We start from the raw sequence: 22,783 nt of genomic DNA on the forward strand, positions 1-22,783 counted from the left end.
CGCCTTCCGCCGTCAGCCGCCGTGCTGCCGGCCCCGGCCGAGTACGGCGACGGCCCGGTCGAAGGCCGAGTCCCGGCCGTGCTCGAACTCCTCGTCGGTGAAGACCGGTTCGCGCAGGTGCGGCGGGATGCCCGGACCGTCGAAGGTCGCTCCCGTACGGGTCAGGAACTCCTCGTTCGGGAGCATGAAGGCCCAGCCGTTCGGCAGCGCGCGCATCATCGTGTCCGAGAACACGCCCTGCGTGTGCTCCCCGATCCTGACCGTCCGGCCGGGCCGCTCCATCAGGGCCTGGGTGAACGTCTCCCCGGCGCTGACCGTCGAGCCGCCGGTCAGCACGGCGACCGGGCCGGTGTACCGGGGAGCCGCCGCGGGCCGTACGTACTGCGGCTGCGGGCGGGTGAAACGGGTCGGGTCGGCGGGGTCGTTCCTGTTCCGCTTGGCGTAGGCGAAGTAGGGGCGGTCGGTCAGCCGCCCGGCGAGCTGGAGCCCCAGCGAGTCCGAGCCGCCGCCGTTGATCCGCAGGTCGATGATGAGACCGCGCAGGCGGGCGGTGTTCGCGGAGGTGAGGATCGCGTCCATGGCCTCGTCCAGTGCGGCGCTGTTGGCCGCGAAGTCGTCGGCCTTGACGTATCCGCCGAATCCGGACACCCGCAAGTAGCCCTGCCTGCTCGGAAGTTCGGCGTACGAGATACGGCCGTTCGCGAACTGCCGCAGCTTCCCGCCCGACAGATCCCGCTTCTCGATGTACGACGTGACCTTCGCGTCCAGCTCCTTGGTGGGCATGACCGTCCCCGGCCGTGCCATGCCGAAGGTCCCGGTCCTGCCCGCGAACACGGCGACATGCATGTCATGCAGGGGCGAGATCATCTCCCGGAAGACCGCGAAGAGTTCGGCGTCGGTCGTGCCCGCGTGGACGCGGGGGCGGTAGCGGTCCCGTACCGCGTGCCAGTCGATGCCCTTGGTGGCGAAGAAGGGGTAGTTCTCCTCGAAGGTCTGCCAGAAGATGTCGAAGGCGGCGACGGGCCCGCCGGGCGCCGGCGAGAGGCAGTCGGCGGGCAGGGCGTCGATCCGCCGCAGCCCGCGGTCGCCGGGCGAGCCGTCGATGTGGAACGCCGCCCGGTCCGGCCGCCCCTTGGACCGTACGGTGAAGACGAAGCCCTCGTCGTTGGTGTACCGCGCCGTGCCGCCCTGCCCGCCCGCGCGCTCGGCGGCGACGCCCTTGACGCAGCTGACGCCGGTGACCTGGTACTCCTGCAGGTGGCCCGCGTCCAGGGTCAGCACCTCACCGTATCCGTCCACCCGCCACACGCCGGTCGGCGGAGCCGCCGGCTGGGCGCTCGCTGCGGGGGCGAGCGGCAGCGCCATGCCCGCGGTGACGGCCAGCAGCGCGGCTGCCGCTACGGTCCTGCAGATGGTGCCCGATCCACTCCTGCGCTGCATGGTCATGCCTTCCCCCTACGTCGTCGATCCGGTAGCACCACGATCGGCCCGCGGCGCCGTCGGGGACATCCCGCTGTCCGGTCGGTATGGGATGGGGAAAACCCCCGCCGTAGGGGTACGTGGACGGTGCTCGGCGGGGACCGGGGCTCATCGAGCGCCGACGCGCCGCCTGAGCACAACCACAGCGCCGGCCACCGCGGTGAGGGCGACAGCGCCGCCGCCCGCCCATGCGGCTGTGGGCGCGCCGGCATCAGCCGAGTCGCGGGCGAGGGGCTTCCTGCCGGTGTCGCAGCCGCCCGTGGCGGACACGACGCGGTACCGCGCCCAGACCGCGCGCCGGGCCTCCGGCCGCGGGTCGTTCTTGTCGTCGCGGTAGACGGCGTACAGACCGGGTTTCGCGTCGCAGGCGATCGTCGCCGTGGCCGTGAGGACGTTCTTCCCGCCCCGCAGTACGGGTTTCCCGGTGAAGGCGGGGGAGTTGAGGGTGACCGCCCCGTCGGAGGCCGTGCTGTCGCTGGCCGTGATCCGGCCGCCGGCCGGAACGGCCCGTACGTCCCACTCGGTCTGGGGCCAGGGCGCACCCTCGTCCCAGTGCTCTTCCTTCGACGTGGGCGGCAGGTTCTTCAGCTTCGTCCGGCACTTCTGCAGCGCGGCCGCGTCAGCCTTCTCGACCCGTACCTTCGTGAAGAGCGAGCCGTCGTCGCCGAGAAGGACGGGGTATGTGCCGGGTTGTGCGTCGCACTTGACGGCGACGGTCGCGGTCAGCCGTGGCGCGTCCATCCGCAGGATGCCGGCGGAGAGGAAGGCCTTCGAACGGACCGTGAGCCCGTTTGCGACCTCACCCGCGCGGAGGTCCACCGTGAGGACATCGCCGGGCCGGACGGGGCGGGTGTTCTTGGGCCCGTACGGCAGCGGGTCGGCCGCGAGGGCGGGAGCCGCCGTGCCCAGCACGCACCCGAGGGACAGCAGTGCGGCGGCTGCGGCACGGAGGTGACTCATGGCGGCCCCGGTTTTGTGACGTTTGCACCCATTGAACCGTACAAGTGTGCAAGTGTCGCTGCGATACGGACGTTGATCCTCTATGAGAGAGACAGTGTGTTGCGCTCACATCGGTTGCCTGGTCTTGCGCTCGTTCTTCTCGCGGGAGCACTCGGCACCTGTCCCGCCACGGCGGCGACCCGCCCGCCCGCCCCCGCCCCGGCCGTGGCCGAGGAGGAGTTCTGGACGGGCGAGCGCATGGCGGAGGCCGTGCCGGTCGACTCCGCGAGGGACAGGGCGCCGTCGAAGGCCTCGGCCCGTGCGGCCGGTCCGCGGAACGCTTCCCCTGGCACCAGAAGGAGCGCGCCCCCCGGCACCAAGAAGGGTGAGTACTTCGGCGGCCTGCCGATGGTGGGCACGTTCTTCTACAAGGCGAGACCGTTCGGCGGCAAGGCGACATCCTGCACGGGCAGCGTCGTCCACAGCGGCACCAAGGACCTGGTCCTGACCGCCGGTCACTGCGGCAACGGCCTCAAGGCGGCCACGCAGCGCATCTTCGTACCGCAGTACCGCCACGGAGCCTCCGTCGCAGGCCAGCCCAGCGGCGTCTTCGAGGTGCAGAGGGTCTTCGTGGACCCGAGGTACGAGCAGAACACCAAGAAACCCGTCTCCGACCTGGACTTCGCGTTCGTGCGAGTCGCCCCCAACGCCAAGGGCAAGGCCGAGGACGTCAGCGGAGCGCTCACCTTCACCCAGGCCTACGGCTACCGCCACAACGCGACCGTGATCGGCTACCCCAGCGGCGAGAGCGTCAACAAGAACCACCAGGCGCTCCGCTGCAACGTCGCCACCTCGCGCCTGACCAACTTCCGCCAGATGCGGATGACCTGCGGCGGCTTCTACGGCGGGGTCTCCGGCGGCCCCTGGATCACGGGCTACAACCCCAGCACCCGTACCGGGAAGGTCATCGGAAACACGGGCGGCTACAACGGCGGCGGCAACGACCAGAACGTCGACTGGATCAGCTACGCGCCGGTCTACGGCAAGGATGCCCGGGCCCTCTACGACGACGCTGTCGCGGGGACCAGGGACGAGGACATCAAGCGCCCGCCGTACGTGATGCCGGTCGCGCGCTGAAGCCTCCGACGGAGCCGGTCGTACGAGAGTCGTCGTAGTCTCGGACGGCGGAGATGATCAGCAAGAAAACGATCAAGGGCCCCGGTCCGAAGACCGGGGCCCTTGATCGTTCAGGGTGAGTAACGGGACTCGAACCCGCGACATCCTGGACCACAACCAGGTGCTCTACCAGCTGAGCTATACCCACCACGACCGGTCTCTTTCCCGACCGGCCGAGAAAAAGTGTACAGGGTCGGGGAGGGTGCTCGCTCCCGGGTTTACGGCCCCCAGGGAGCGGGCTCTACTCCGCAGGCAGGACGTACTTCGCGGCGATCGTCTTCGCCGTGTCCGAGTCCGGTCCGGGCTGCGGCACGAAGACCGCCTCCCGGTAGTAGCGCAGCTCCGCGATGGATTCGCGGATGTCCGCCAGTGCCCGGTGGTTGCCGTTCTTCTCCGGACTGTTGAAGTACGCCCTCGGGTACCAGCGCCGGGCCAGTTCCTTGACCGAGGAGACATCGACGATCCGGTAGTGGAGGTACTGCTCCACCTTCGGCATGTCGCGCAGCAGAAAGCCGCGGTCGGTGCCGACCGAGTTTCCGCACAGCGGGGCCTTGCCGGGCTCCTTGACGTGCTCGCGTACGTACGCCAGGACCTGCTCCTCCGCGTCTGCGAGCGTGGTGCCGCCCGCCAGCTCGTCGAGGAGACCCGAGGTGGTGTGCATCTGCCGCACCACCTCGGGCATCGTTTCCAGCGCCGCGTCCGGCGGGCGGATCACGATGTCCACCCCTTCGCCGAGCACGTTCAGTTCCGAGTCGGTGACCAGTGCGGCCACCTCGATGAGTGCGTCGTCCGTCAGCGAGAGCCCGGTCATCTCGCAGTCGATCCACACCATGCGATCGTTCATGCGTCCTACCTTAGGCCGACCGGCGGTCGGTCGGTCTATGGCGCACTCCGCTGGCCGGGCAGGCTCGGGCGGCCGTGACCTGCCGCATACGCCTCGGACGGAGGCTTGCCGAGCTCCGGCGGAGCTGCCGTGGTCGCGGCCGGTCCCGACGGGCCGGACGCCGCCGCGGCGCGTCTGGTCTGGGCGGGTACGACCGGCTCCGCCACCGTGGCCGGGGCCGGGTCGCTCTGCGGACGCCGGACCCGGTACGCGGCCCGGTAGGCGGCCGGAGAAGACCCCAGCTGGCGCCGGAAGTGGCCACGCAGCGCCACCGGCGAGCGGAAGCCGCAGCGGCCCGCCACCTCGTCGACCGAGTAGTCGGAGGTCTCGAGCAGTCGCTGGGCCTGCAGCACCCGCTGGGTGATCAGCCACTGCAGCGGCGCGCTGCCGGTCAGTGAACGGAATCGCCGGTCGAAGGTGCGCCGGCTCATGTACGCACGTGCGGCCAGAGTCTCCACGTCGAACTGCTCATGAAGATGCTCCAGCGCCCACGAGACGACCTCGGCCAGCGGGTCCGACCCGATTTCCTCTGGTAAAGACCTGTCCAGATAGCGTTCCTGCCCTCCACTGCGGCGTGGCGGCACGACCAGCCTGCGGGCGAGCGCCCCGGCGGCCTCGGTGCCGTGGTCGGTGCGCACGATGTGGAGGCAGAGATCGATTCCGGCCGCCGTTCCCGCGGAGGTGAGCACATCGCCGTCGTCGACGAACAGCTCGCGCGGATCGACATGGACGGACGGGTATCTCTTGGCCAGTGTCGGCGCGTACATCCAGTGGGTGGTGGCCGGGCGGCCGTCCAGCAGTCCGGCCGCGGCGAGCACGAACGCACCCGTGCACAGTCCGACGATCCGGGCCCCCTCCTCATGTGCGCGACGCAGCGCGTCGAGCGCCTCCGGCGGTGGCGGTGACGTGATCGACCGCCAGGCCGGTACGACGACGGTGCCTGCCCTGCCGATGGCCTCCAGGCCGTACGGCGCGGTCAGTTCGAGCCCGCCGGTGGTCCGCAGCGGGCCCTCCTCGCCACCGCAGACGAGCAGTCGATAGCGGGGAACTCCGGCGTCCTGACGGTCAATTCCGAACACCGAGAGTGGGATGGAACTCTCAAAGATGGGGCCACCGCTGAACAGCAGCACCGCGACGACTTCCCTTCGCCGGCGGCCGGAGAGCTTCCGTGCTGCCTCCGGTGCGGCGGAGTCCTGACTCATGACGCTAAGCCCCCCTCGGTGTTCGCGTCTCCCCGTTCGTTTCGGGCCTTTCGCTCCTGCACGTTTCCCCTCGGTTTTGCACGAGTCCCGAGACTTCGATACTCATGATCGAATCTACTGTGTCCCGTGGCGCCGACGTGACAAGTTCGGCATGCCCCGCTATGTCGACATGGCAACTTGGCGCGAAGCATTCGATCACGAAGCGTTCCACTCGGGGGCCGCCCAGGGAAGTGCGCGTCACGCGCATGGCCCGTCCACGTAGGGTGCACGCGCCGCGAATGGTCCTTTCTTCCCTGGTGGCAAGGGGGTTGGCAGGCCATTTCGCCAAGGGAGGGCCAGTGGCGTGAAGTTGGCTGAAAACATATGGGTGCGGGTGTGCGAAACGGTCAGTCGCCAGGGGTACTCCCCTACCCGTGCCGACCGCCCCGGCGCGTCTTTGGAGCGGCTCGCGCGCGCCGTCCGCGGGCCGGCACCGACCCGGCCGCGCGCGCCCTGGCCGCCTCGCGCTCGGACTTGCGCAGCAGTACCCGGCAGGCGGCCGTCACTGCGGCGAGGCCGAGGGCCGCGGCGGCCGCCCCGCCCACCGACGTCCCGTACACGACCAGGACCACCGGGACGAGCACACAGCTGAACGCCGCCCAGCGCACCACGTCGCTCGCCGAGTCGGCGGACGGGCCCGGGGAGTGCTTGGGCCGGGCCGCCGTCTCCTGCGCCCGGCGCGGTGCCCTGCGTCGGCCGCGCCGCGGGACCGGCGAGGGTACAGGGGGCGGGCCGGGCGGTCGTGCGGGCACAAAAGCTCCCTGGAGGCAGTGGGATGACCGAGGTGCAACGAGGAGCGGAGCGGATCGGTCACCCAGGGGCGCGCCTGAGGGCAGGGCTCCGCCTCCGGACGGGGGACGACGCCTCCCGACGGGCCAGGAGGCGGTGTCCAGACCGCTGTAGACGCCAAGCGGCATTGCCATACGGGGCGGGCTCGGGCATGCTCCCTGGAACGCCACGGCATGGGGCAGCACGCTCTGGGCAGGAGAGGAGTGTGGCCGTACCCTTGGGGGTATGGGCCAGGGAAGATGATTCCCGGACACGGCTCCCTGTCCTGCCAGCCGGGGCAATCGAACCACCCTCCCCGAGACGATCCCTCCCTCAGAGGACTTCTTCGCCGAGACACCGATGGCCGGTCACGAAATCCCCGAACCCGCGGACCGCAAGCAGGTAGCCGACCCTCTGTCGGACCTGCAGGCGGCGGAAGAGACATGTCATTCCTGCGATCCGGCCTTCCGGCACGGAGTCGTCGTCGGCTTCGACGGATCGACCTCCAGTGAGCGGGCGCTCGCGTACGCCATCGGCATGGCCAGGCGGTCCGGCTCCGGCCTGATCATCGTGCATGTCGCCAACCGGCTGCCGACCACCGTCTGGGCGGGCTGCGAGCCCCCGGTCTTCGTGGACGTCCCCGACCACCGCACCGAGGTGCTCGGTCTGGAGCTGGCCTGCGCGGACTATCTCACCGAGGTGCCGTGGATCCTGGTCGAGCGCGGTGGCGACATCTGCCACGAGTTGGAGGAGGTCGGCCGGGAGTATTCGGCCGACGCGATCGTGGTCGGCTCCACCCACGGAATCGTCGGGCGCATCTTCGGCTCAGTGGCGGGACGGCTCGCGCGGCGCGCGCAGCGGCCCGTCGTTGTCATCCCGTAGCGAACCCGTAATCGCGCTTCCACTTGTGCTTTCCGCCCAGGTCGGGCGGGGTCAACTCCCCTTGTGCGCACGGAAATCTACCCACGCGTAGAGGTGGATTGTGCGCTTGTGAAGGGTACTTAACGGTGGCTGGGGAACAGCGATTCAGAACAACTGCACAGGACATGAAGGGAGCCCGCCGTGGACAATGAAGTCTCTGCGGGAAGCGCCGGCACCTCGACTCTCGGCCACCTCGCGCTCGGACTGACCCTGCTGGCGTTCGGCGTCGGCAACACCGGTGTGATCGACAATGTGGCGGCGGCGGACGCGGCCGGACTCGCGACCTGGGTCGGCGGCGTCGCACTGTTCGTCGCCGGACTGCTCGAGTTCCGCGCGGGCAACGCCGGTACGGGCACGGCCTTTTCGGGGCTCGGCGCCTTCTGGTTCACCTGGGGGACCGGGGCCGGCACCGAGGTGTCGGCAGAGGCGGCAGGTCTCTTCCTGCTGCTGTGGGCGCTGCTGGCGCTGACCCTGACCGCCGCGTCCGCGGGCAGCGGACTGTTCGGACAGGTCGTGTACGGGCTCTTGTTCGTCTCGCTGCTGTTGCTCGGCATCGCATCGTTCGCGGAGAACGACGGGCTGGCCAAGGCGGGCGGCTGGGCCGGCGCGGTCGCGGGCCTCGCGGCCTGGTACGGCGCGACGGCGGCCCTCGCCAAATGGCCGACCTTCTCCGGACGCGCTGCCGGCCGGGGAGTGACGGCCACCGGCTGAGGCAGCCGCAAGCCGGCGCTTGGGCGGCGCCGGCTGGCGAAAGGGCGGTCCCCCCGCGCGCCACGGTGGCAACGCGCAGGGGGACCGCCCCTTTTGCGGTCGTACCGCACTTCAACTGAGCAACCCCGAGGGCGAGTGACCACCCCCGCGAGAGCGGCGGCGGTTCAGCCGCAAAGAGGGGGCCTACTCGACGGTGACGGACTTCGCCAGGTTGCGCGGCTTGTCGATGTCCCGGCCCATGGCCAGCGCCGTGTGGTACGCGAAGAGCTGCAGCGGGATGCCCATCAGGATCGGGTCCAGCTCGTGCTCGTTCTTCGGCACCACGATCGTGTGGTCGGCCTTCTCCTGCTCACGGTGCGCGACCGCGAGGATCCTGCCGCTGCGGGCCTTGATCTCCTCCAGGGCCGCGCGGTTCTTCTCCAGCAGGTCGTCGTCGGGGACGATCGCGACCGTCGGCAGCGCGGGCTCGATGAGCGCCAGCGGGCCGTGCTTGAGCTCGGAGGCGGGGTAGGCCTCGGCGTGGATGTAGGAGATCTCCTTGAGCTTCAGGGAGGCCTCCAGGGCCACCGGGTAGCCGCGCACGCGCCCGATGAACATCATCGACTGGGCGCCCGCGTACTCCTCGGCCAGCTTCTTGATCTCGGCCTCGGACTCGAGGATCTCGCTGATCTGCGCGGGCAGCCTGCGCAGGCCCTCGATGATCCGCTTGCCCTCGGAGACCGACAGGTCGCGGATGCGGCCCAGGTGCAGGGCGAGCAGCGCGAAGGCGACCACCGTGTTGGTGAAGCACTTGGTGGAGACGACGCAGACCTCGGGTCCCGCGTGGACGTACACACCGCCGTCGGCCTCGCGGGCGATCGCGGAACCGACCACGTTGACCACGCCCAGGACGCGCGCGCCCTTGCGCTTGAGCTCCTGCACCGCGGCGAGCACGTCGTACGTCTCACCCGACTGGGAGACCGCGATGTAGAGGGTGTCGGGGTCCACGACCGGGTTGCGGTAGCGGAACTCGGAGGCCGGCTCGGAGTCCGCGGGGATCCGGGCCAGGTTCTCGATGAGACCCGCGCCGATCATGCCCGCGTGGTACGAGGTGCCGCAGCCGAGGATCTTCACGCGGCGGATGCCACGGGCCTCGCGTGCGTCCAGGTTCAGACCGCCCAGGTGCACGGTGGAGAACCGGTCGTCGATGCGGCCGCGCAGCACGCGGTCCACGGCGTCGGCCTGCTCGGAGATCTCCTTGTGCATGTAGGTGTCGTGGCCGCCCATGTCGTACGACTCGGCCTCCCACTCGACGGTGGTCGGAGTGGCGGTCGTACGCGAGCCCTCGGTGGTGTACGTACGGAAGTCGTCGGCCTTGAGGGTGGCCATCTCGCCGTCGTCGAGGGTGACGATCTGGCGCGTGTGGGTGACCAGTGCGGCGACGTCGGAGGCGACGAACATCTCCTTCTCGCCGATGCCGAGGACGACCGGGGAGCCGTTGCGGGCGACGACGATGCGGTCGCTGAAGTCGGCGTGCATGACGGCGACGCCGTACGTGCCCTCGACCAGCTTCAGCGCCTGGCGGACCTTCTCCTCCAGGGTGTCGGCCTGGGAGCGGGCGATGAGGTGGACGAGCACCTCGGTGTCCGTCTCGGAGAGGAAGACGACGCCGTCGGCGACGAGCTTGGCGCGCAGCTCGGAGGCGTTGTCGATGATGCCGTTGTGGACGACCGCGACCTTGTTGTCGGCGTCCAGGTGCGGGTGGGCGTTCGCGTCGCTGGGCGCGCCGTGCGTGGCCCAGCGCGTGTGTGCGATGCCGGTGGTGCCGGCGAAGCGCTTGGGAACCCGGGCCTCCAGGTCACGGACCCGGCCCTTGGCCTTGACCATCTTCAGGCCGGCGGCCTTGGGACTCGTGATCACGATGCCCGCGGAGTCGTAACCCCGGTACTCCAGCCGCTGCAGGCCTTCCAGCAGCAGCGGTGCCACATCACGCTTGCCGATGTATCCGACAATTCCGCACATAAAGTTCTACCCCTCTGTGGATCAGCTGTGTGCCCGGCCGGTCAGCCGTAGACGATGCGGCGCAGCTGGCGGAGCGAGAGCTCCGGCGGCGCCACGGCGCGGTGCGGCAGCTCGGCCGCGATCCGCTCGAAGATCTCCGCGTTCGCCAGACCACCGGACTGCAGCTCACGGTGGCGGCGGCGGACGAATTCCTCGGTCTTCTCGTCGAAGTACGCCAGCACGTCGAGTACCACCCGGGCCGCCTCACCGCGCGGGAGCGCGGTGCTGCGCACCAGGTGGTCGATGAGATCGTCGTGGGACGAGCGCCCCGACTGGCGATATTCGAGCACCCGTAGATATTGAGGGGTCGCCGCCCGTGATTGCAAGAATCCTGCCCGATTGCGGGCAGTAGTCGGTCACGAGAGCCCTACAGGCGCTTGAGAACGGCCTGCTTGGCGGTGGTGAACTCCTCGTCCGTCAGTATCCCGGCCTGATGCAGCTCGCCGAGCTCACGCAGTCGGCGCAGCAGCACGTCATGATCGTCGCCGCGCGGCGCGGGGGCGGTTCCGGCGGGCCCGGCCTCGGCGGGAGCGGTCCGGGCCGGGGCGTACGGGTGCGGCATGCGGGCCACCACGGCAGCCCCGACCAGTGCCATCAGGGGGTCCTTGCGGAAGCCCCAGAGCTCGACGGCGTGCGGGTCGTACTTGGGCGGGGCCTTGGTCGGGGCCTTGGAGACGGCGAAGCGGAGGTAACCGTTCTCCAGACCGGCCGAGGGCAGCCACTCGACGGAATCCACATCCTCCAGGGCGAGGGTGCGGGCGCCGCCGGAGGATTTGGACTCCTCGGTCTTCCAGTTCCACTCCAGGCGGATCCGCTCCCCGTCGAAGGTGGCGGTGCCGTCGCCCGCGCCGACGGTGATCGGCAGGGCCGGGCCCGGCAGGAGATAGCTGTCGACGGGTCCTGTCCCCACCTGCTCGAGGAGCAGGGCGTTGCGGACCTCGTCGACGACATACTCGGCGACCCCGGTGCGGTCGTTCTCGACGGTCAGCCGGTAGGGGTCGGAGCCGTCCTCCAGCTTGCCGCCGGTGATCTGGAGGAGCGGGTCGGCGCCGTTGCGCAGGCGCAGCCGCAGCCGTCCGGACTTCTTGCCCGGCTCGAAGGAGATCCCGGCCAACGCGCCCAGTGGTACGGCGACTTCACCGAGGGTCTTGCGCAGCAGGCTCACGCTCTTGTCGTTGCCGGGCACGATGCGCACTGTGTCGCCGTCGAAGGTCCAGGTGCCGTCCTTCTGGATGATTTCCGCCATGCGGGGATTCTTTCACCTGCGGATTGAGGAGTTGGTCTACACCTTGACCTCAACTGGGGCGCGCGGTACGCATGATGACTGCCACAGTTGCGACGCCCGTCGAAGGGACCCAGCCTGTGAGACAGCCCGGAGCGTTACCCCGCCTGTTCGGCTCGCTGCTGCTCGTCGCCGCGGGTATCGCCGGAATCGGCGCCGGAACCGCACCCACCCAGTCCGCCGCCCCGCGGCAGCTCGGCCGGATCGTCCCCGCGCCCGCTTCCGTCCGCCCCGGCGGAGCCCCGTACACCCTCACTCCCCTGACCCGGATTGAGGTCGAGCGCCACTCCCGTGAAGCGCGGCGGATCGGCAGCTATCTGGGCCGGCTGCTGCGGCCCTCCACCGGCTACCGTCTGCCCGTCACCCACGACCGCGGACCCGGCGGCATCCGGCTGCGGCTGAACTCCCACGAGCGCGCCCTCGGCGACGAGGGCTACCGGCTGGAGTCGTCCCCCGGCTCGCTCACCCTCACCGCCCGGGGGCCCGCAGGGCTCTTCCACGCCGTGCAGACACTGCGCCAGCTGCTGCCCGCCGCGGTCGAGAAGGACACCCGGCAGCTCGGCCCCTGGCAGGTCGCCGGCGGCACCATCACCGACACCCCGCGGTACGCCTACCGCGGCGCGATGCTCGACGTCTCCCGGCACTTCTTCGCCGTCGACCAGGTCAAGCGCTATATCGACCAACTCGCGCTCTACAAGATCAACAAGCTGCATCTGCATCTCTCCGACGACCAGGGCTGGCGCATCGCCGTCGACTCCTGGCCGCGCCTGGCCACATACGGCGGCTCCACCCAGGTCGGCGGCGGACGCGGCGGGTACTACACCAAGGCCCAGTACAAGGAGATCCTGCGCCACGCCGCATCCCGCTATCTGGAGGTCGTCCCCGAGATCGACATGCCGGGGCACACCAACGCCGCGCTCGCCTCGTACGCCCAGCTGAACTGCACCGGCGTCGCGCCGCCCCTCTACACCGGCACGGACGTCGGCTTCAGCTCGCTGTGTGTGCCGAAGGCCGTGACGTACGACTTCGTGGACGACGTCGTACGGGAGCTCGCCGCGCTCACCCCCGGCAGATACCTCCACATCGGCGGCGACGAGGCGCACTCCACCGGCCACGCGGACTATGTGGCGTTCATGGACAGGGTGCAGCCGATCGTCGCCAAGTACGGGAAGACGGTGGTCGGCTGGCACCAGCTGACCGGCGCGACCCCAACGAAGGGCGCGCTCGCCCAGTACTGGGGTCTGGACGACACCAGCGACGCGGAGAAGGCACAGGTCGCCAGGGCCGCGCGGAACGGCACCGGACTGATCCTTTCGCCCGCGGACCGGATCTACCTCGACATGAAGTACAACAAGGACACCCCGCTGGGCCTGGACTGGGCCGGATTCGTGGAGGTGCGGCGGTCCTACGACTGGGACCCGGGGACGTATCTGCCGGGCGCGCCGGCGTCCGCGGTGGCAGGAGTCGAGGCGCCGCTGTGGTCGGAGACGATCTCGACGAGCGACCACATCGAGTTCATGGCGTTCCCGCGGGTGGTGGGGGTGGCGGAGCTGGGCTGGTCGCCTGCCTCGGCGCATGGCTGGGAGGGTTATCGAGTGCGGTTGGCGGCGCAGGGTCCGCGGATGTCGGCGCTGGGCATCGACTTCTACCGCAGCCCGCAGGTGCCGTGGCCTTCGGGCTGACCTCGCGGATATCGCGGGTTCGAGTCCCGTTACTCACCCTGAACGGTCAGCCCCTGACCTGCGAAAACAGGTCGGGGGCCCAGACTGCCCTCACAGCGCCGGCGACGCTGGTGAGCCGTCTTCTCGTCGCGCCTCACCGTCCGGTCTATCCGACTGGGTTCATCATGATCCGATCAACGGCCGTCGCTGTCGGAGGTCACGCACACCAAGGGGTGGTGTCGTGCGGTCAGCAACCGCGCACGTCAAAGATCCCTACAGAAGAGACGCACCCCTCTCCAAAGCCTCTCCACGGGGGGTGTGTTCAGTACTTGGACAGCACGAATGATGTCTGCGCCTTGCCAAAGCCCGGTGCTGTCGCCTCCGCCAGAAAGGTGCCGAAGCCTGCGTACCCTTCCGGAGACGTTCCACACTGCGGAGCACTTGGCTTGCGGTCCCACTTCACGGTGTACGTGGTGTCGCCGTGGGCGGGCGCCAGGAAGAGCCGACTGCCAGAGCCTGTGGGGCAGTCGGCCGAGGACCAATAGACGTCGGCGCTGTTGACCGGCGTGAGGGTCAGTACCGTCTTCTTGGGCCCGAGATCGACCTTGCAGTCGCTGCCGGTGATGTTCTTCGCGGTCAGCAGCAGGGTGGGGATGTCATCGGGTCCGTATGCGTTGTGAAGGCTGCGCACGGTCAACTCCGCAGCGCTTGGAGTGCAGTCGGGCAGCGCGGACATGCTGGACGCGCTGGTCTTTCCTGATCCTGAACTGTCCTTGTCGTTCCTGCTGTTCGTGCTGGAAGGCCGCGCCCCGGAGGAGCTGGGCGTGAGCGAGGTCTCCGATCCGGGCTCGTTCGACTTCGCGTCGCCTCCCTTGCCATCGCCGTTGTAGGTGGCCGCGGCCCAGGCCGCGACGCCGAGCAGGCCGAGCAGGGTCAGCGCGAAGAACACTCGTCGGCCCAGCCGAACGCCGTGCTGCGGATACGCCGGTCGGGGAGTGCCGGCCTCGACACCCATCCCGGCGCTCTCATACGCCGTCGTATCGGCGTCCCTTCCCGCTGTGGAGGGCTCACGGATCACGGCGGAGGGCTCACGGACACGCCCCGACCGCCCGCTCGGCGACGGCAGGAAGAGAAAACCGTCGGCCGGGATGTCGGTTATGACCCGCAGGGACTGCGGCTGCCCGCTCTTGCGGTACCCGCGGTGCAACTCGGTCATCCGGTCCTGGACGGCGTCCTGGAACCGACCGAGGGGGAGTGTGGCGGCACCGGGATGCGCGGCGATGACGTCGGACACCGACCGGGAGAAGATGCTGAACGAATCGCCGAGCCGGACCCCGGTGACAGGGTTGACGGGGGAGTCGTGCGGGCGCACGAACAGCGCGTATTGTCCCGGCGAGCAGGCGTACACGTACGCCACCTTGCGACGCAGCGCGGCGCTGATCTTCTGCCGGCTCCACTGCTTGACACTCGCGACGCCCATCGAGTCCTGCTCGATGCCCTCCCGGCAGGCGTCGATCAGGAAGACGACGTGCTCGGCAGGCGTCTCGTCGATGTGCTCACGCCAGTCGATCGCCACGCACCCCGACTCGAAGGGATGCGTGTCCTCGTCGATGTCCTCAGGTACGAGGTAGTCGCGACCCTTGGCATGCACGCCGTGCCCGCTCAGCAGGATGAGCAAGGTGTCGCCCGGGCGGGCGCGCCTGAGGAAGCCGACCACCCGGGCGTTCACGTAGTTCGCCGAAACCTGCTTGCCGCCTTCGCGCCCGGCCAGGACCTGCACGTCGTCGAAACCACGGTCCTCGAGCGCCGATCCGAGCCGGGCGAGGTCGGCCGGAATGAAGGGGAGGGGCGGGACACCGGGCATCTCGTAGGCGCTGGCCCCGATGAGGAGGGCTCTGTGACGTACCATCACACGCCGGTCACTGCTTGAAGACCAGTGTGATGCCGTGGCTGCGCTGCATCTGCGCAGAACCGACGAACTGCACACCCCCGCTCGCCGTCACCTGGAAGGACAGGTGTGCCTCCCGCAACGGCAGCGGTCCGCCTCGGGCGGCGGCCTCGGTGAACACCTGCTGCAACGCGTCAACGGCCTCGGCGAGGTTCTTGCGCAAGGCCCCCAGAGGTACGCTCCTCAGTCGCACCTCACCGTCCCCACCGCCGAACAGGCCCATGGTGTCGCCGCCGTCGTCGAGTTGACCATCTTGATCGTCGTACGAAACCCAGAAGGACAAGGCCGTTACTTCGGACGCATTGGCAGCTGAACTCACGAATCCCCCTTTGTCAGTGACGGCAAGTCAACTGTACGAAGACGGAGGGTGATTCATGGTCAGGAGCGAGAATCCGGTGCCGGTCAATGTCCCACAGCACCAATCGGTCCCGCTCCGGCCACGACTCGACCTCGGTGGGAGCCGAACGAGCGATCACTCAGTGTCCTCGAACGTATCCGTACGGCTTACAAATGCCCTCCGGCCCACTACCGTTGGAGCGTCGGACACACCGTCGCCGGGGGGCAGTTGAGACGCATGGCCCGATCGAACAACACCATCGAGAAGCTGTACTTCGGCCGCGACGACGCCGAGCACGACATGGCCGACGGACTGCTGCGCGAGGGCTTTCTGCCGACCACGGCGTACGAGTCCGTGCTCTCCGGGCGGAAGATCCTTGTCATTGGGCGCAAAGGCGTCGGCAAGAGCGCGATCTGCATGCGGCTGACGATGGGCGGAGAGCGCCACGGCGGTACGGTCCTGCTCACCCCGGACGACGCGGCGGGTGACGAGATCCGCCGGTTCGAGCTGCAGGGGCTCACCGGGCGTACCGCCAAGTCGCTGATCTGGCGCTATGTCATCGCTGTCCATGCGGCCCGCCATGTCATCGCGCATGCCAGGGAGCAGCACGGGCGGCGGCTTCCGGCCTCCGTACGTGCCCTGGAGAAGTTTCTGAAGGCCAACGGCGAAGCCGGGGAGGCGCGGCTGTACGACCGGCTGGCGAGCGGCACCCGCGGACTGCAGACCTCGCTGTCGCTCGAGGCGTTCGGGGTCAAGGCGTCGCTGGACATGAGCGGAACCTCGGAGGGAGCCAGGGCGGCCGGGCAGCTCGACATCCTGGAGGGCGGCGTCGCCCGCGCACTGGGCGAGCTCGACTGCGCCGAGACCCATGGGCCGCTGCTGGTGCTGGTCGATCAGCTGGAGCAGGTGTGGTCCAACGACCCGGAGAGCATGGCCATGGTCACCGGGCTGCTGCTGGCGGGAAAGCATGTGGCGGGGGAGTACGGCAAGGCGATGCGCTGTGTGCTGTTCCTGCGCGCGGACATCTACGACGCGCTGGAGTTCAGCGAGGGCGACAAGTACCGCGGCGACGAGGTCCGCATCGAATGGACCGCCGATGGGCTCAAGGAGCTGGCGCTCACCCGTGCCTCGGTCTCGCTGGGGCGCCGGCTGACCCCGGTGGAGCTGTGGGAGCAGTTGTTCCCCCGGCGGGTGGAGGGCCGGCCGACGGCGGAGTATCTCTTTTCGCGCTCGCTCGCCCGGCCGAGGGACGCCATTCAGTTCCTGAATCTGTGCCGGGACCGGGCGGCGGAGCGCGGCCATGCGACGATCACCGAGGACGATGTCACGGGGGCGACCCGGCAGTTCTCGGAGTGGAAGCTGCAGGATCTCGCCCGCGAGTACCTGGTGAACTTTCCGTTCCTGAGCAGGGTTCTCGCAATCTTCCAGAACACGGGATACGTGGTGATGAGGGCCGCGCTGGAGAGCCGGATCGAGACGTACGGCGATGCGCTGCGCGGACGGTACACCGAGTACGCCGACACGCTCACCGTGGACGGGATCATCGATGTGCTCTTCGGCGTGAACTTCCTCGGGGTACGCCGGGGCAGCGAGGTGGTGTACACGGGAGGGGCCCAGGTCCCGGTCCAGCCGCACGAGAGCGAGTTTCACATCCATCCGTGCTTCCGTCCGGCGCTCAACGCGCTCAGCTCCACCGAGCTGCACCCCTATGTCATGCGCCAGACGAGCTTCATCACCGGCGACCAGCGTTCCAGCGTCGTCGTGGTCAGGGGCTCGCAGATCGGATCGGCCAACGCCGCCGTGCAGGGGCGGGACTTCTCTCTGGTCGAGTCGCTGGTGTACTCCTGCGAGCGCATCAAACGGCAGCTGGTTCGTTCCAGCCTTCCTGCCGACACCGCCTACGAGATCTCGGTCCAGGTGGAACGGGTGTCGGACGACGCGGGACGGCTGATCGAACAGCTGCGCATGGGAATGGCGACGGACGCCGTGAGCCATGTGCTGGCCGCCACCAACTACCTCAATGCCCTGGCGGCCCATCTGTCGGACAACGGCCTCGGCGACGGTGACGGCGCGGTCAGCCTCATTCGCCGGATCGAGGACGAGACACGCAGTCTGAGCCGCGAGCTCGGCGGCGGACTCGGATCCAGCTCCGGATGATGCGCGGGCAGGGCGCCCGGCCCGGCTTCACAAGGAGCGGGCGCGCCGGCGAGGGACCGTAGTCACCGGCGCGCCCGCCCCCGCTCAGTGCGCGAACCGCGCGATCGGGTTCTCCAGCGCGCCGACCAGTTGCAGCGCGCCCGACGGATCCGCGAGGTCCACCATCTGCTCGTTGTTCCGCAGCTGGAGCCGGTTCAGGCAGGAGAGCGCGAACTCGCCCGCGAACATGTCGTACTCACTGAACCTGTCCGCGAGATGCGGCACCGACTCCTGGTACCCGCGGACGCTCTCCGCCACCGTCCGCCAGAACGTCTCCTCGTCCAGCCGCTCCTCCGTCACCAGCACCGCCCCCAGGAAGCGGAAGAAACAGTCGAAGACATCCGTGAGGATCGACAGCAGCCTCATGTCCTCGGGCACGTCCGCGCGGATCCGTTCGACCGCAGGAGGCAGCACCGCGTCCGGGTCCATCACCACTATCTCCTCGGCGATGTCCTTGAAGATCGCCCGCTGGACCGTGCCGTCCTCGCCGATGACGAGGATGACGTTCTCGCCGTGCGGCATGAAGACCAGGTCGTACGCGTAGAAGCTGTGCAGTACGGGCGTGAGGTACGCGTCCAGATAGCCGCGCAGCCAGTCGACAGGGCCCACGCCCGACTCGTCGATCAGCGCGCCCGCGAACGACGCGCCCTCGTGGTCCACATGCAGCAGCGACGCCATGGTCGCCAGCCGCTCGCCCTCCAGCAGCTGGGGCACCGGGCTCTCCCGCCAGAGCGCGGCGAGCATTTTGCGGTACGGGGAGTAGCGGTCGGTCGCCCGCTCGTACTGGCGGTGGTGGTAGCCGATCGCCGCCCGCTCCTTGATGATCGAGAAGCGGGCCGCCCTGAAGACGTCGTCGCGCTCGATCAGGCCCGCGAGCCAGTCGTTGATCGCCGGGGTCGCCTCCATGTACGCGGCGGAAAGGCCCCGCATGAAGCCCATGTTGAGAACGGACAACGCGGTCTTTACGTAGTGCTTCGCCGGGGCGCTCGCATTGAAGAAGGTGCGGATCGACTGCTGCGCCAGATACTCGTCGTCGCCCGTGCCGAGGCAGACCAGGCGCTGCTGGGCGACCTCGGCGGCGAAGGTGACGGAGATCTTGTTCCACCACTGCCAGGGGTGGACGGGCAGCAGGAAGTAGTCGGCGAGGTCGAGGCCCAGCGCGTTCAGCTGCCCGCCGAAGCGGGCCAGGGCCGCCTCGCCGAGTTCGGCGCGCACCAACGACTCGTAGTCCAGTCCGGCGCCCGAGGTGAAGGTGGCCCGGTCGCGGTGGGCGGCGAGCCAGACCAGGCGCACCTCGGCGGCCGTCTCGGGAGCGTACGAGAGGTATTCGTGCACCCCGAAGCCGAGCCTGCCGTTGTTGGCGACGAAGCAGGGATGGCCCTCGGTCATGCCGGTCTCGATGGCCTGGAACCCGGACCTGGCCAGCTCGGCGGAGGTCACCGGCTTCTTGGCCAGTTTGTACGCGGTGCCGGAGAGCGTGGAGGAGATCTCCTCCAGATAGACCGGCAGTACCGCATCGCTCAGGCCGAGCGAGGTGCGCAGCTCGATGAAGAACTCCAGCGCGTCCAGGGGCTGGTACGCGCCGTCCCGGTGCCGGGTGATGGAGTCGGCGAGTACCTGCCAGTGGTCGAGCGCGAACCGGCGGGCGGTGAAACGGTATTCGGTGGCGGAGTCGTCGCTGAGGACCCGGTAGCGGTCCTCGCCAAGAGACTCCGGGGTCAGCAGCCGCTCGTGCGAGAACTCCGCCAGCGCCTTGCGTATGAGCTGCCGGTTGGCCTTCTCCCACAGCTCGGGGGTCAGGTGCGATACGGCCTGGGACAGGTTCATGCCGTCACTCCTCGAGCTGTCTCGAACTGGGTGCGGGTGCAGAAGCTCAGCAGGGCGTCCTTCTCCGGCTTTTTGATCTCTCGTGCGGGTACGAAGCCGACGGCCTCGTTGAGCGCGTGCACGGCTTTGTTGCGCACGTCCGGTTCGACGACGACACGCTCGGTGGCCGGGTCGGCGAACAGCGTCTCCATCACCGCGGTGATCACGGCGCGGGTGAAGCCGTGCACGGGGGTGTCGGTCGGCGCGACCAGGAAGTGCATCCCGACATCGCCGGGCCGGGCGTCGTACAGGCCCTTCAGCTCCACCTCCGCCGGGTTGTAGCGCTCCATCAGGAAGACGGGCACACCGTCCTTCAGCCCGATGAATGCGTCGTGGTGCTCATGGGCGGTGATCGCCATGTACTCGCGCTCGACGTCCTCAAGTTTCGCGTCCTGCATCAGCCAGAAGGCGGCCTTGGGGTGGGTGACCCACCCGTGGACCAGCTCGCAGTCGGAAACAGAGGTCTCACCGACGAAGTCGGGGGAAGGGTCGAGGGGGCGGACGGTGAAGGTCATACCGAGAACTCCTGGAACGCGATGGACTTTTCGACGGGGTAGTACTCGGACCCCAGCAGCTCGCCGATGATGTAGGCGTTGCGGTACGCACCCATGCCCAGATCGGGCGAGGTGATGGAGTGCGTGTGCACGCCCGCGTTCTGCAGGAAGATCTCGCGTCCGGCCGTGTCGATCGCGTAGTTGCGGGCGACGTCGAAGCGCCCCTGGCCGTCCCAGCGGATCCGGTCGCGCACCGGCTGAAGGAACTGCGGGGTGACGTATCGGTAGCCGGTGGCCAGGATCAGGCCGGAGGTTCGCAGCTCGAAGTCCTTGCCCTGCTCCTCCTGGCGCAGTCCCAGGGTGTACATCCCGTCCTCGCCGTAACTCGCACTGTGCAGAGCGGAGTTGGTGAGCAGTCTGGTGGGCACCGGACCCTTGAGGTTCTTCTGGTAGAGCAGATCGAAGATCGAGTCGATCAGCTCCCCGTCGATGCCCTTGAACAGGCCCTTCTGCTGCGACTCCAGGCGGTAGCGGGTGGCCTGGGGCAGCGCGTGGAAGTAGTCGATGTACTCCGGAGACGTCATCTCCAGCGTCAGCTTGGTGTACTCCAGCGGGAAGAACCGCGGGGAGCGGGTGACCCAGTTGAGCCGGTAGCCGTGCACGTCGATCTCGGAGAGCAGGTCGTAGTAGATCTCCGCGGCGCTCTGCCCGCTGCCGACGAGGGTGATCGACTCCTTCTGCTGCAGCGCCTCCTTGTGGTCGAGGTAGCGCGAGTTGTGCAGGAAGTCGCCGTCGAGTCCCTGGCAGGACTCGGGTATGTACGGCGGGGTGCCGGTGCCCAGGACGAGGCGGCGGGCGCGGAACCGCTCGCCGGCCGTGGTGTGGACGACGTACAGCTCGTTCTCGTACTCGACCCGTTCGACCGTCGTGCTGAAGCGCACGGAGCTCAGCTTGGCGGCGGCCCAGCGGCAGTAGTCGTTGTACTCGGTCCGCAGCGGATAGAAGTTCTCGCGGATGTAGAAGGAGTACAGCCGTCCCGATTCCTTCAGATAGTTGAGGAAGGAGTACGGGGACGTGGGGTCGGCGAGGGTGACCAGGTCCGACATGAACGGAGTCTGGAGGTGGGCGCCTTCCAGGAACATGCCCGAGTGCCATTCGAAGTCCGGCTTGGACTCCAGGAAGAGGCCGTCCAGTTCGCCGATCGGCTCGGTCAGGCAGGCGAGGCCGAGGTTGAAGGGCCCGAGCCCGATGCCGATGAAATCGAGGGGCTCAAGAGACTCATGGGACTCAAGAGGCGTGGACAAGGTTCTCTCCCAGGTACTGCTCGGCATGGCCGGCGATCAGATCGAGTACGGCGGCGATGTCTTGGGTCGTCGTCTCGGGGTTGAGCAAGGTGAACTTCAGGTACTGGCGGCCGCCGACCTTCGTCCCGGCCACCACCGCCTCACCGGACGCGAACAGCGCCTTGCGGGCGTACAGATTGGCCCGGTCGATCAGCGTGGGGCTGGTGACGGCCTCGGGGATGTAGCGGTAGACCAGCGTCGACAGCTGCGGTTGGACGACCACCTCGTAGCGCGGGTCGGCGGCCAGCAGCTCCCAGCCCGCCCCGGCCAGCTCGCAGACCTCGTCGAAGAGCTGCCCGACGCCGTCCGCGCCCATCACGCGCAGCGTCATCCACAGCTTCAGCGCGTCGAAGCGGCGCGTGGTCTGCAGGGACTTGTCGACCTGGTTGGGGATGCCCTCCTCGGCGGTGCGCCGCGGGTTGAGGTAGTCCGCGTGGTACGTGGCATGGCCGAGCGTGGCCGCGTCCCGCACCAGCACGGCGGACGAACTCACCGGCTGGAAGAAGGACTTGTGGTAGTCGACGGTGACCGAGTCGGCGTGCTCGATGCCGTCCAGGAGATGGCGGCGGCTGGGGGAGACCAGCAGCCCGCAGCCGTACGCGGCGTCCACATGCATCCAGGCCCCGTACTCCTGCGCCAGCTCGGCGATCTCGGGCAGCGGGTCGATGGAGCCGAAGTCGGTGGTACCGGCGGTCGCCACAACTGCCATCGGGACCAGGCCCTCGCGCGAGCAGCGGGCCAGCTCGGCGGCGAGTGCGACGGTCTGCATCCGCTTGTTGCGGTCGACCGGGATCGACACGACGGCCTCACGGCCGAGGCCCAGGAGCGTGGCCGACTTCTGCACGCTGAAATGGCTGCACTCGGAGGTGAAGATGCGCAGTCTCGCGAGGTCCGCCGTCTTGGCCTCCTCGCGGGCGAGCAGCAGCGCCTGGAGGTTGGACTGGGTTCCGCCGCTGGTGAAGACCCCGTCGGCGGCGGCACCGAGGCCGATGCGCTGCGCGGTCCAGTCGATGAGGCGGCGCTCGATGAGGGTGCCGCCGGCGCTCTGGTCCCAGGTGTCCAGCGAGGAGTTGACCGCGGAGAGCACGGCCTCGCCGAGGACGGCCGGGATGACGACCGGGCAGTTGAGGTGGCCGAGGTAGCGGGGGTGGTGGAAGTAGACGGCGTCCTGCAGATAGACCCGCTCCAGCTCGTCGAGCGCGGCGGAGGCGTCGCCGAGCGGCTGGTCGAGGTCGACCGCGGAGATCACCGGAGCGAGATCGTCGGCACTCACGCCGGTGAACGGCCGCCGGGTTGTGGCGAGTCGGTTCGCCACCCGCTCGACTCCTTCGGTCACGGAGCGCCGGTAACTCTCCGCCGTTACGTCATTGAGCAGGTGCGAGCGCATGGCAAATGTCCTCCGGACAAGCGAGGGGGGCGAAGGCTGAATGTGAACTTAGGTTAGCCTAACCTAAGTTACTTCACCAGTGGGCCTGCCCCCCTCGGGGCACGGCTTGCT

General features: G+C 68.8%; 19 protein-coding genes and 1 tRNA gene. 5 read left to right on the forward strand and 15 right to left on the reverse strand.

What is annotated here, in order from left to right; genetic code table 11:
• Positions 1–12 precede the first annotated feature (12 nt).
• Both ACQEVG_RS04785 and ACQEVG_RS04790 read right to left on the reverse strand, forming a co-directional pair.
• Positions 13–1,446, reverse strand: a complete 1,434-nt coding sequence (locus tag ACQEVG_RS04785; protein ID WP_432977472.1) for a S41 family peptidase — start codon at positions 1,444–1,446, stop codon at positions 13–15.
• A 141-nt stretch (positions 1,447–1,587) separates the two neighbouring features.
• Positions 1,588–2,439: a hypothetical protein gene (locus ACQEVG_RS04790; protein WP_432977475.1), complete on the reverse strand. Its 852-nt coding sequence runs from the start codon at positions 2,437–2,439 to the stop codon at positions 1,588–1,590.
• Between the two features lie 96 nt (positions 2,440–2,535).
• On the opposite strand from ACQEVG_RS04790, the gene ACQEVG_RS04795 reads away from it, so the two are divergent.
• The gene (locus ACQEVG_RS04795; RefSeq protein ID WP_432977478.1) at positions 2,536–3,555 is read left to right on the forward strand and encodes a trypsin-like serine peptidase; all 1,020 of its coding nucleotides are present in this window, start codon (positions 2,536–2,538) and stop codon (positions 3,553–3,555) included.
• A gap of 114 nt (positions 3,556–3,669) precedes the next feature.
• On the opposite strand, the gene ACQEVG_RS04800 is transcribed toward ACQEVG_RS04795, so the two are convergent.
• The 4 genes from ACQEVG_RS04800 to ACQEVG_RS04815 form a co-directional block, all read right to left on the reverse strand.
• A tRNA-His gene (locus ACQEVG_RS04800) sits at positions 3,670–3,742 on the reverse strand.
• Positions 3,743–3,835: 93 nt separating this feature from the next.
• Positions 3,836–4,438 carry an oligoribonuclease gene (gene orn, locus ACQEVG_RS04805; protein WP_404723553.1) on the reverse strand — a complete coding sequence of 201 codons (603 nt, stop codon included), beginning with the start codon at positions 4,436–4,438 and terminating at the stop codon, positions 3,836–3,838.
• A gap of 35 nt (positions 4,439–4,473) precedes the next feature.
• Positions 4,474–5,679 carry a helix-turn-helix domain-containing protein gene (locus ACQEVG_RS04810; protein WP_432977482.1) on the reverse strand — a complete coding sequence of 402 codons (1,206 nt, stop codon included), beginning with the start codon at positions 5,677–5,679 and terminating at the stop codon, positions 4,474–4,476.
• 407 nt (positions 5,680–6,086) lie between these two features.
• On the reverse strand, positions 6,087–6,470 hold the full coding sequence (locus ACQEVG_RS04815; protein WP_432977486.1) for a hypothetical protein: 384 nt from the start codon (positions 6,468–6,470) through the stop codon (positions 6,087–6,089).
• A 376-nt stretch (positions 6,471–6,846) separates the two neighbouring features.
• Between ACQEVG_RS04815 and ACQEVG_RS04820 the strand changes: the two genes are divergently transcribed.
• Together ACQEVG_RS04820 and ACQEVG_RS04825 are read left to right on the forward strand one after the other, a co-directional pair.
• Positions 6,847–7,368 (forward strand): universal stress protein, encoded by a 522-nt coding sequence (locus tag ACQEVG_RS04820; RefSeq protein ID WP_215088845.1) that lies wholly within the window; start codon positions 6,847–6,849, stop codon positions 7,366–7,368.
• A gap of 180 nt (positions 7,369–7,548) precedes the next feature.
• Complete coding sequence (locus tag ACQEVG_RS04825; protein WP_432977489.1) at positions 7,549–8,118, forward strand: acetate uptake transporter; 570 nt, start codon at positions 7,549–7,551, stop codon at positions 8,116–8,118.
• Between the two features lie 183 nt (positions 8,119–8,301).
• Here ACQEVG_RS04825 and glmS read toward each other — a convergent pair whose 3' ends face one another.
• The 3 genes from glmS to ACQEVG_RS04840 all read right to left on the reverse strand — a co-directional run bounded on the left by glmS (position 8,302) and on the right by ACQEVG_RS04840 (position 11,404).
• Positions 8,302–10,119 carry a glutamine--fructose-6-phosphate transaminase (isomerizing) gene (glmS, locus tag ACQEVG_RS04830; protein WP_432977492.1) on the reverse strand — a complete coding sequence of 606 codons (1,818 nt, stop codon included), beginning with the start codon at positions 10,117–10,119 and terminating at the stop codon, positions 8,302–8,304.
• A 41-nt stretch (positions 10,120–10,160) separates the two neighbouring features.
• On the reverse strand, positions 10,161–10,448 hold the full coding sequence (locus ACQEVG_RS04835) for a hypothetical protein (RefSeq protein ID WP_432977495.1): 288 nt from the start codon (positions 10,446–10,448) through the stop codon (positions 10,161–10,163).
• A 77-nt stretch (positions 10,449–10,525) separates the two neighbouring features.
• Complete coding sequence (locus ACQEVG_RS04840) at positions 10,526–11,404, reverse strand: DUF4429 domain-containing protein (RefSeq protein WP_432977498.1); 879 nt, start codon at positions 11,402–11,404, stop codon at positions 10,526–10,528.
• A 74-nt stretch (positions 11,405–11,478) separates the two neighbouring features.
• Here ACQEVG_RS04840 and ACQEVG_RS04845 point away from each other — a divergent pair, with 74 nt between their 5' ends.
• Positions 11,479–13,122 carry a beta-N-acetylhexosaminidase gene (locus ACQEVG_RS04845; protein WP_432977501.1) on the forward strand — a complete coding sequence of 548 codons (1,644 nt, stop codon included), beginning with the start codon at positions 11,479–11,481 and terminating at the stop codon, positions 13,120–13,122.
• A 301-nt stretch (positions 13,123–13,423) separates the two neighbouring features.
• Here ACQEVG_RS04845 and ACQEVG_RS04850 read toward each other — a convergent pair whose 3' ends face one another.
• Together ACQEVG_RS04850 and ACQEVG_RS04855 are read right to left on the reverse strand one after the other, a co-directional pair.
• Positions 13,424–15,010, reverse strand: a complete 1,587-nt coding sequence (locus tag ACQEVG_RS04850; protein ID WP_432977504.1) for a caspase family protein — start codon at positions 15,008–15,010, stop codon at positions 13,424–13,426.
• 10 nt (positions 15,011–15,020) lie between these two features.
• The gene (locus tag ACQEVG_RS04855) at positions 15,021–15,368 is read right to left on the reverse strand and encodes a Pepco domain-containing protein (protein WP_432977507.1); all 348 of its coding nucleotides are present in this window, start codon (positions 15,366–15,368) and stop codon (positions 15,021–15,023) included.
• 255 nt (positions 15,369–15,623) lie between these two features.
• Here ACQEVG_RS04855 and ACQEVG_RS04860 point away from each other — a divergent pair, with 255 nt between their 5' ends.
• Positions 15,624–17,543, forward strand: a complete 1,920-nt coding sequence (locus ACQEVG_RS04860) for a P-loop ATPase, Sll1717 family (RefSeq protein WP_432977510.1) — start codon at positions 15,624–15,626, stop codon at positions 17,541–17,543.
• 84 nt (positions 17,544–17,627) lie between these two features.
• Here ACQEVG_RS04860 and ACQEVG_RS04865 read toward each other — a convergent pair whose 3' ends face one another.
• The 4 genes from ACQEVG_RS04865 to ACQEVG_RS04880 are packed head-to-tail and all read right to left on the reverse strand — an operon-like array spanning position 17,628 to position 22,672.
• Positions 17,628–19,409 carry an IucA/IucC family protein gene (locus ACQEVG_RS04865; protein WP_432977513.1) on the reverse strand — a complete coding sequence of 594 codons (1,782 nt, stop codon included), beginning with the start codon at positions 19,407–19,409 and terminating at the stop codon, positions 17,628–17,630.
• Positions 19,406–19,963, reverse strand: coding sequence for a GNAT family N-acetyltransferase (locus ACQEVG_RS04870; RefSeq protein WP_432977516.1), 558 nt, complete (start codon positions 19,961–19,963; stop codon positions 19,406–19,408). Before ACQEVG_RS04870 ends, ACQEVG_RS04865 begins: the two co-directional genes overlap by 4 nt.
• Complete coding sequence (locus ACQEVG_RS04875; protein WP_432977519.1) at positions 19,960–21,246, reverse strand: lysine N(6)-hydroxylase/L-ornithine N(5)-oxygenase family protein; 1,287 nt, start codon at positions 21,244–21,246, stop codon at positions 19,960–19,962. Before ACQEVG_RS04875 ends, ACQEVG_RS04870 begins: the two co-directional genes overlap by 4 nt.
• Positions 21,230–22,672 carry a pyridoxal phosphate-dependent decarboxylase family protein gene (locus ACQEVG_RS04880; RefSeq protein ID WP_432977522.1) on the reverse strand — a complete coding sequence of 481 codons (1,443 nt, stop codon included), beginning with the start codon at positions 22,670–22,672 and terminating at the stop codon, positions 21,230–21,232. Before ACQEVG_RS04880 ends, ACQEVG_RS04875 begins: the two co-directional genes overlap by 17 nt.
• Positions 22,673–22,783: the final 111 nt, after the last annotated feature.

Origin of the sequence: Streptomyces sp. CA-135486 (genome assembly GCF_050936555.1) — a bacterium.
In the GTDB taxonomy this organism is placed as follows: domain Bacteria; phylum Actinomycetota; class Actinomycetes; order Streptomycetales; family Streptomycetaceae; genus Streptomyces.

What these genes read in the sequence shown, in the direction of transcription:
- glmS (WP_432977492.1), bottom strand. Translation starts at nt 10,119, where the DNA reads ATGTGCGGAATTGTCGGATACATCGGCAAGCGTGATGTGGCACCGCTG.
- orn (WP_404723553.1), bottom strand. Translation starts at nt 4,438, where the DNA reads ATGAACGATCGCATGGTGTGGATCGACTGCGAGATGACCGGGCTCTCG.
- ACQEVG_RS04810 (WP_432977482.1), bottom strand. Translation starts at nt 5,679, where the DNA reads ATGAGTCAGGACTCCGCCGCACCGGAGGCAGCACGGAAGCTCTCCGGC.
- ACQEVG_RS04860 (WP_432977510.1), top strand. Translation starts at nt 15,624, where the DNA reads ATGGCCCGATCGAACAACACCATCGAGAAGCTGTACTTCGGCCGCGAC.
- ACQEVG_RS04880 (WP_432977522.1), bottom strand. Translation starts at nt 22,672, where the DNA reads ATGCGCTCGCACCTGCTCAATGACGTAACGGCGGAGAGTTACCGGCGC.
- ACQEVG_RS04870 (WP_432977516.1), bottom strand. Translation starts at nt 19,963, where the DNA reads ATGACCTTCACCGTCCGCCCCCTCGACCCTTCCCCCGACTTCGTCGGT.
- ACQEVG_RS04785 (WP_432977472.1), bottom strand. Translation starts at nt 1,446, where the DNA reads ATGACCATGCAGCGCAGGAGTGGATCGGGCACCATCTGCAGGACCGTA.
- ACQEVG_RS04790 (WP_432977475.1), bottom strand. Translation starts at nt 2,439, where the DNA reads ATGAGTCACCTCCGTGCCGCAGCCGCCGCACTGCTGTCCCTCGGGTGC.
- ACQEVG_RS04845 (WP_432977501.1), top strand. Translation starts at nt 11,479, where the DNA reads ATGACTGCCACAGTTGCGACGCCCGTCGAAGGGACCCAGCCTGTGAGA.
- ACQEVG_RS04850 (WP_432977504.1), bottom strand. Translation starts at nt 15,010, where the DNA reads ATGGTACGTCACAGAGCCCTCCTCATCGGGGCCAGCGCCTACGAGATG.
- ACQEVG_RS04865 (WP_432977513.1), bottom strand. Translation starts at nt 19,409, where the DNA reads ATGAACCTGTCCCAGGCCGTATCGCACCTGACCCCCGAGCTGTGGGAG.
- ACQEVG_RS04820 (WP_215088845.1), top strand. Translation starts at nt 6,847, where the DNA reads ATGGCCGGTCACGAAATCCCCGAACCCGCGGACCGCAAGCAGGTAGCC.
- ACQEVG_RS04840 (WP_432977498.1), bottom strand. Translation starts at nt 11,404, where the DNA reads ATGGCGGAAATCATCCAGAAGGACGGCACCTGGACCTTCGACGGCGAC.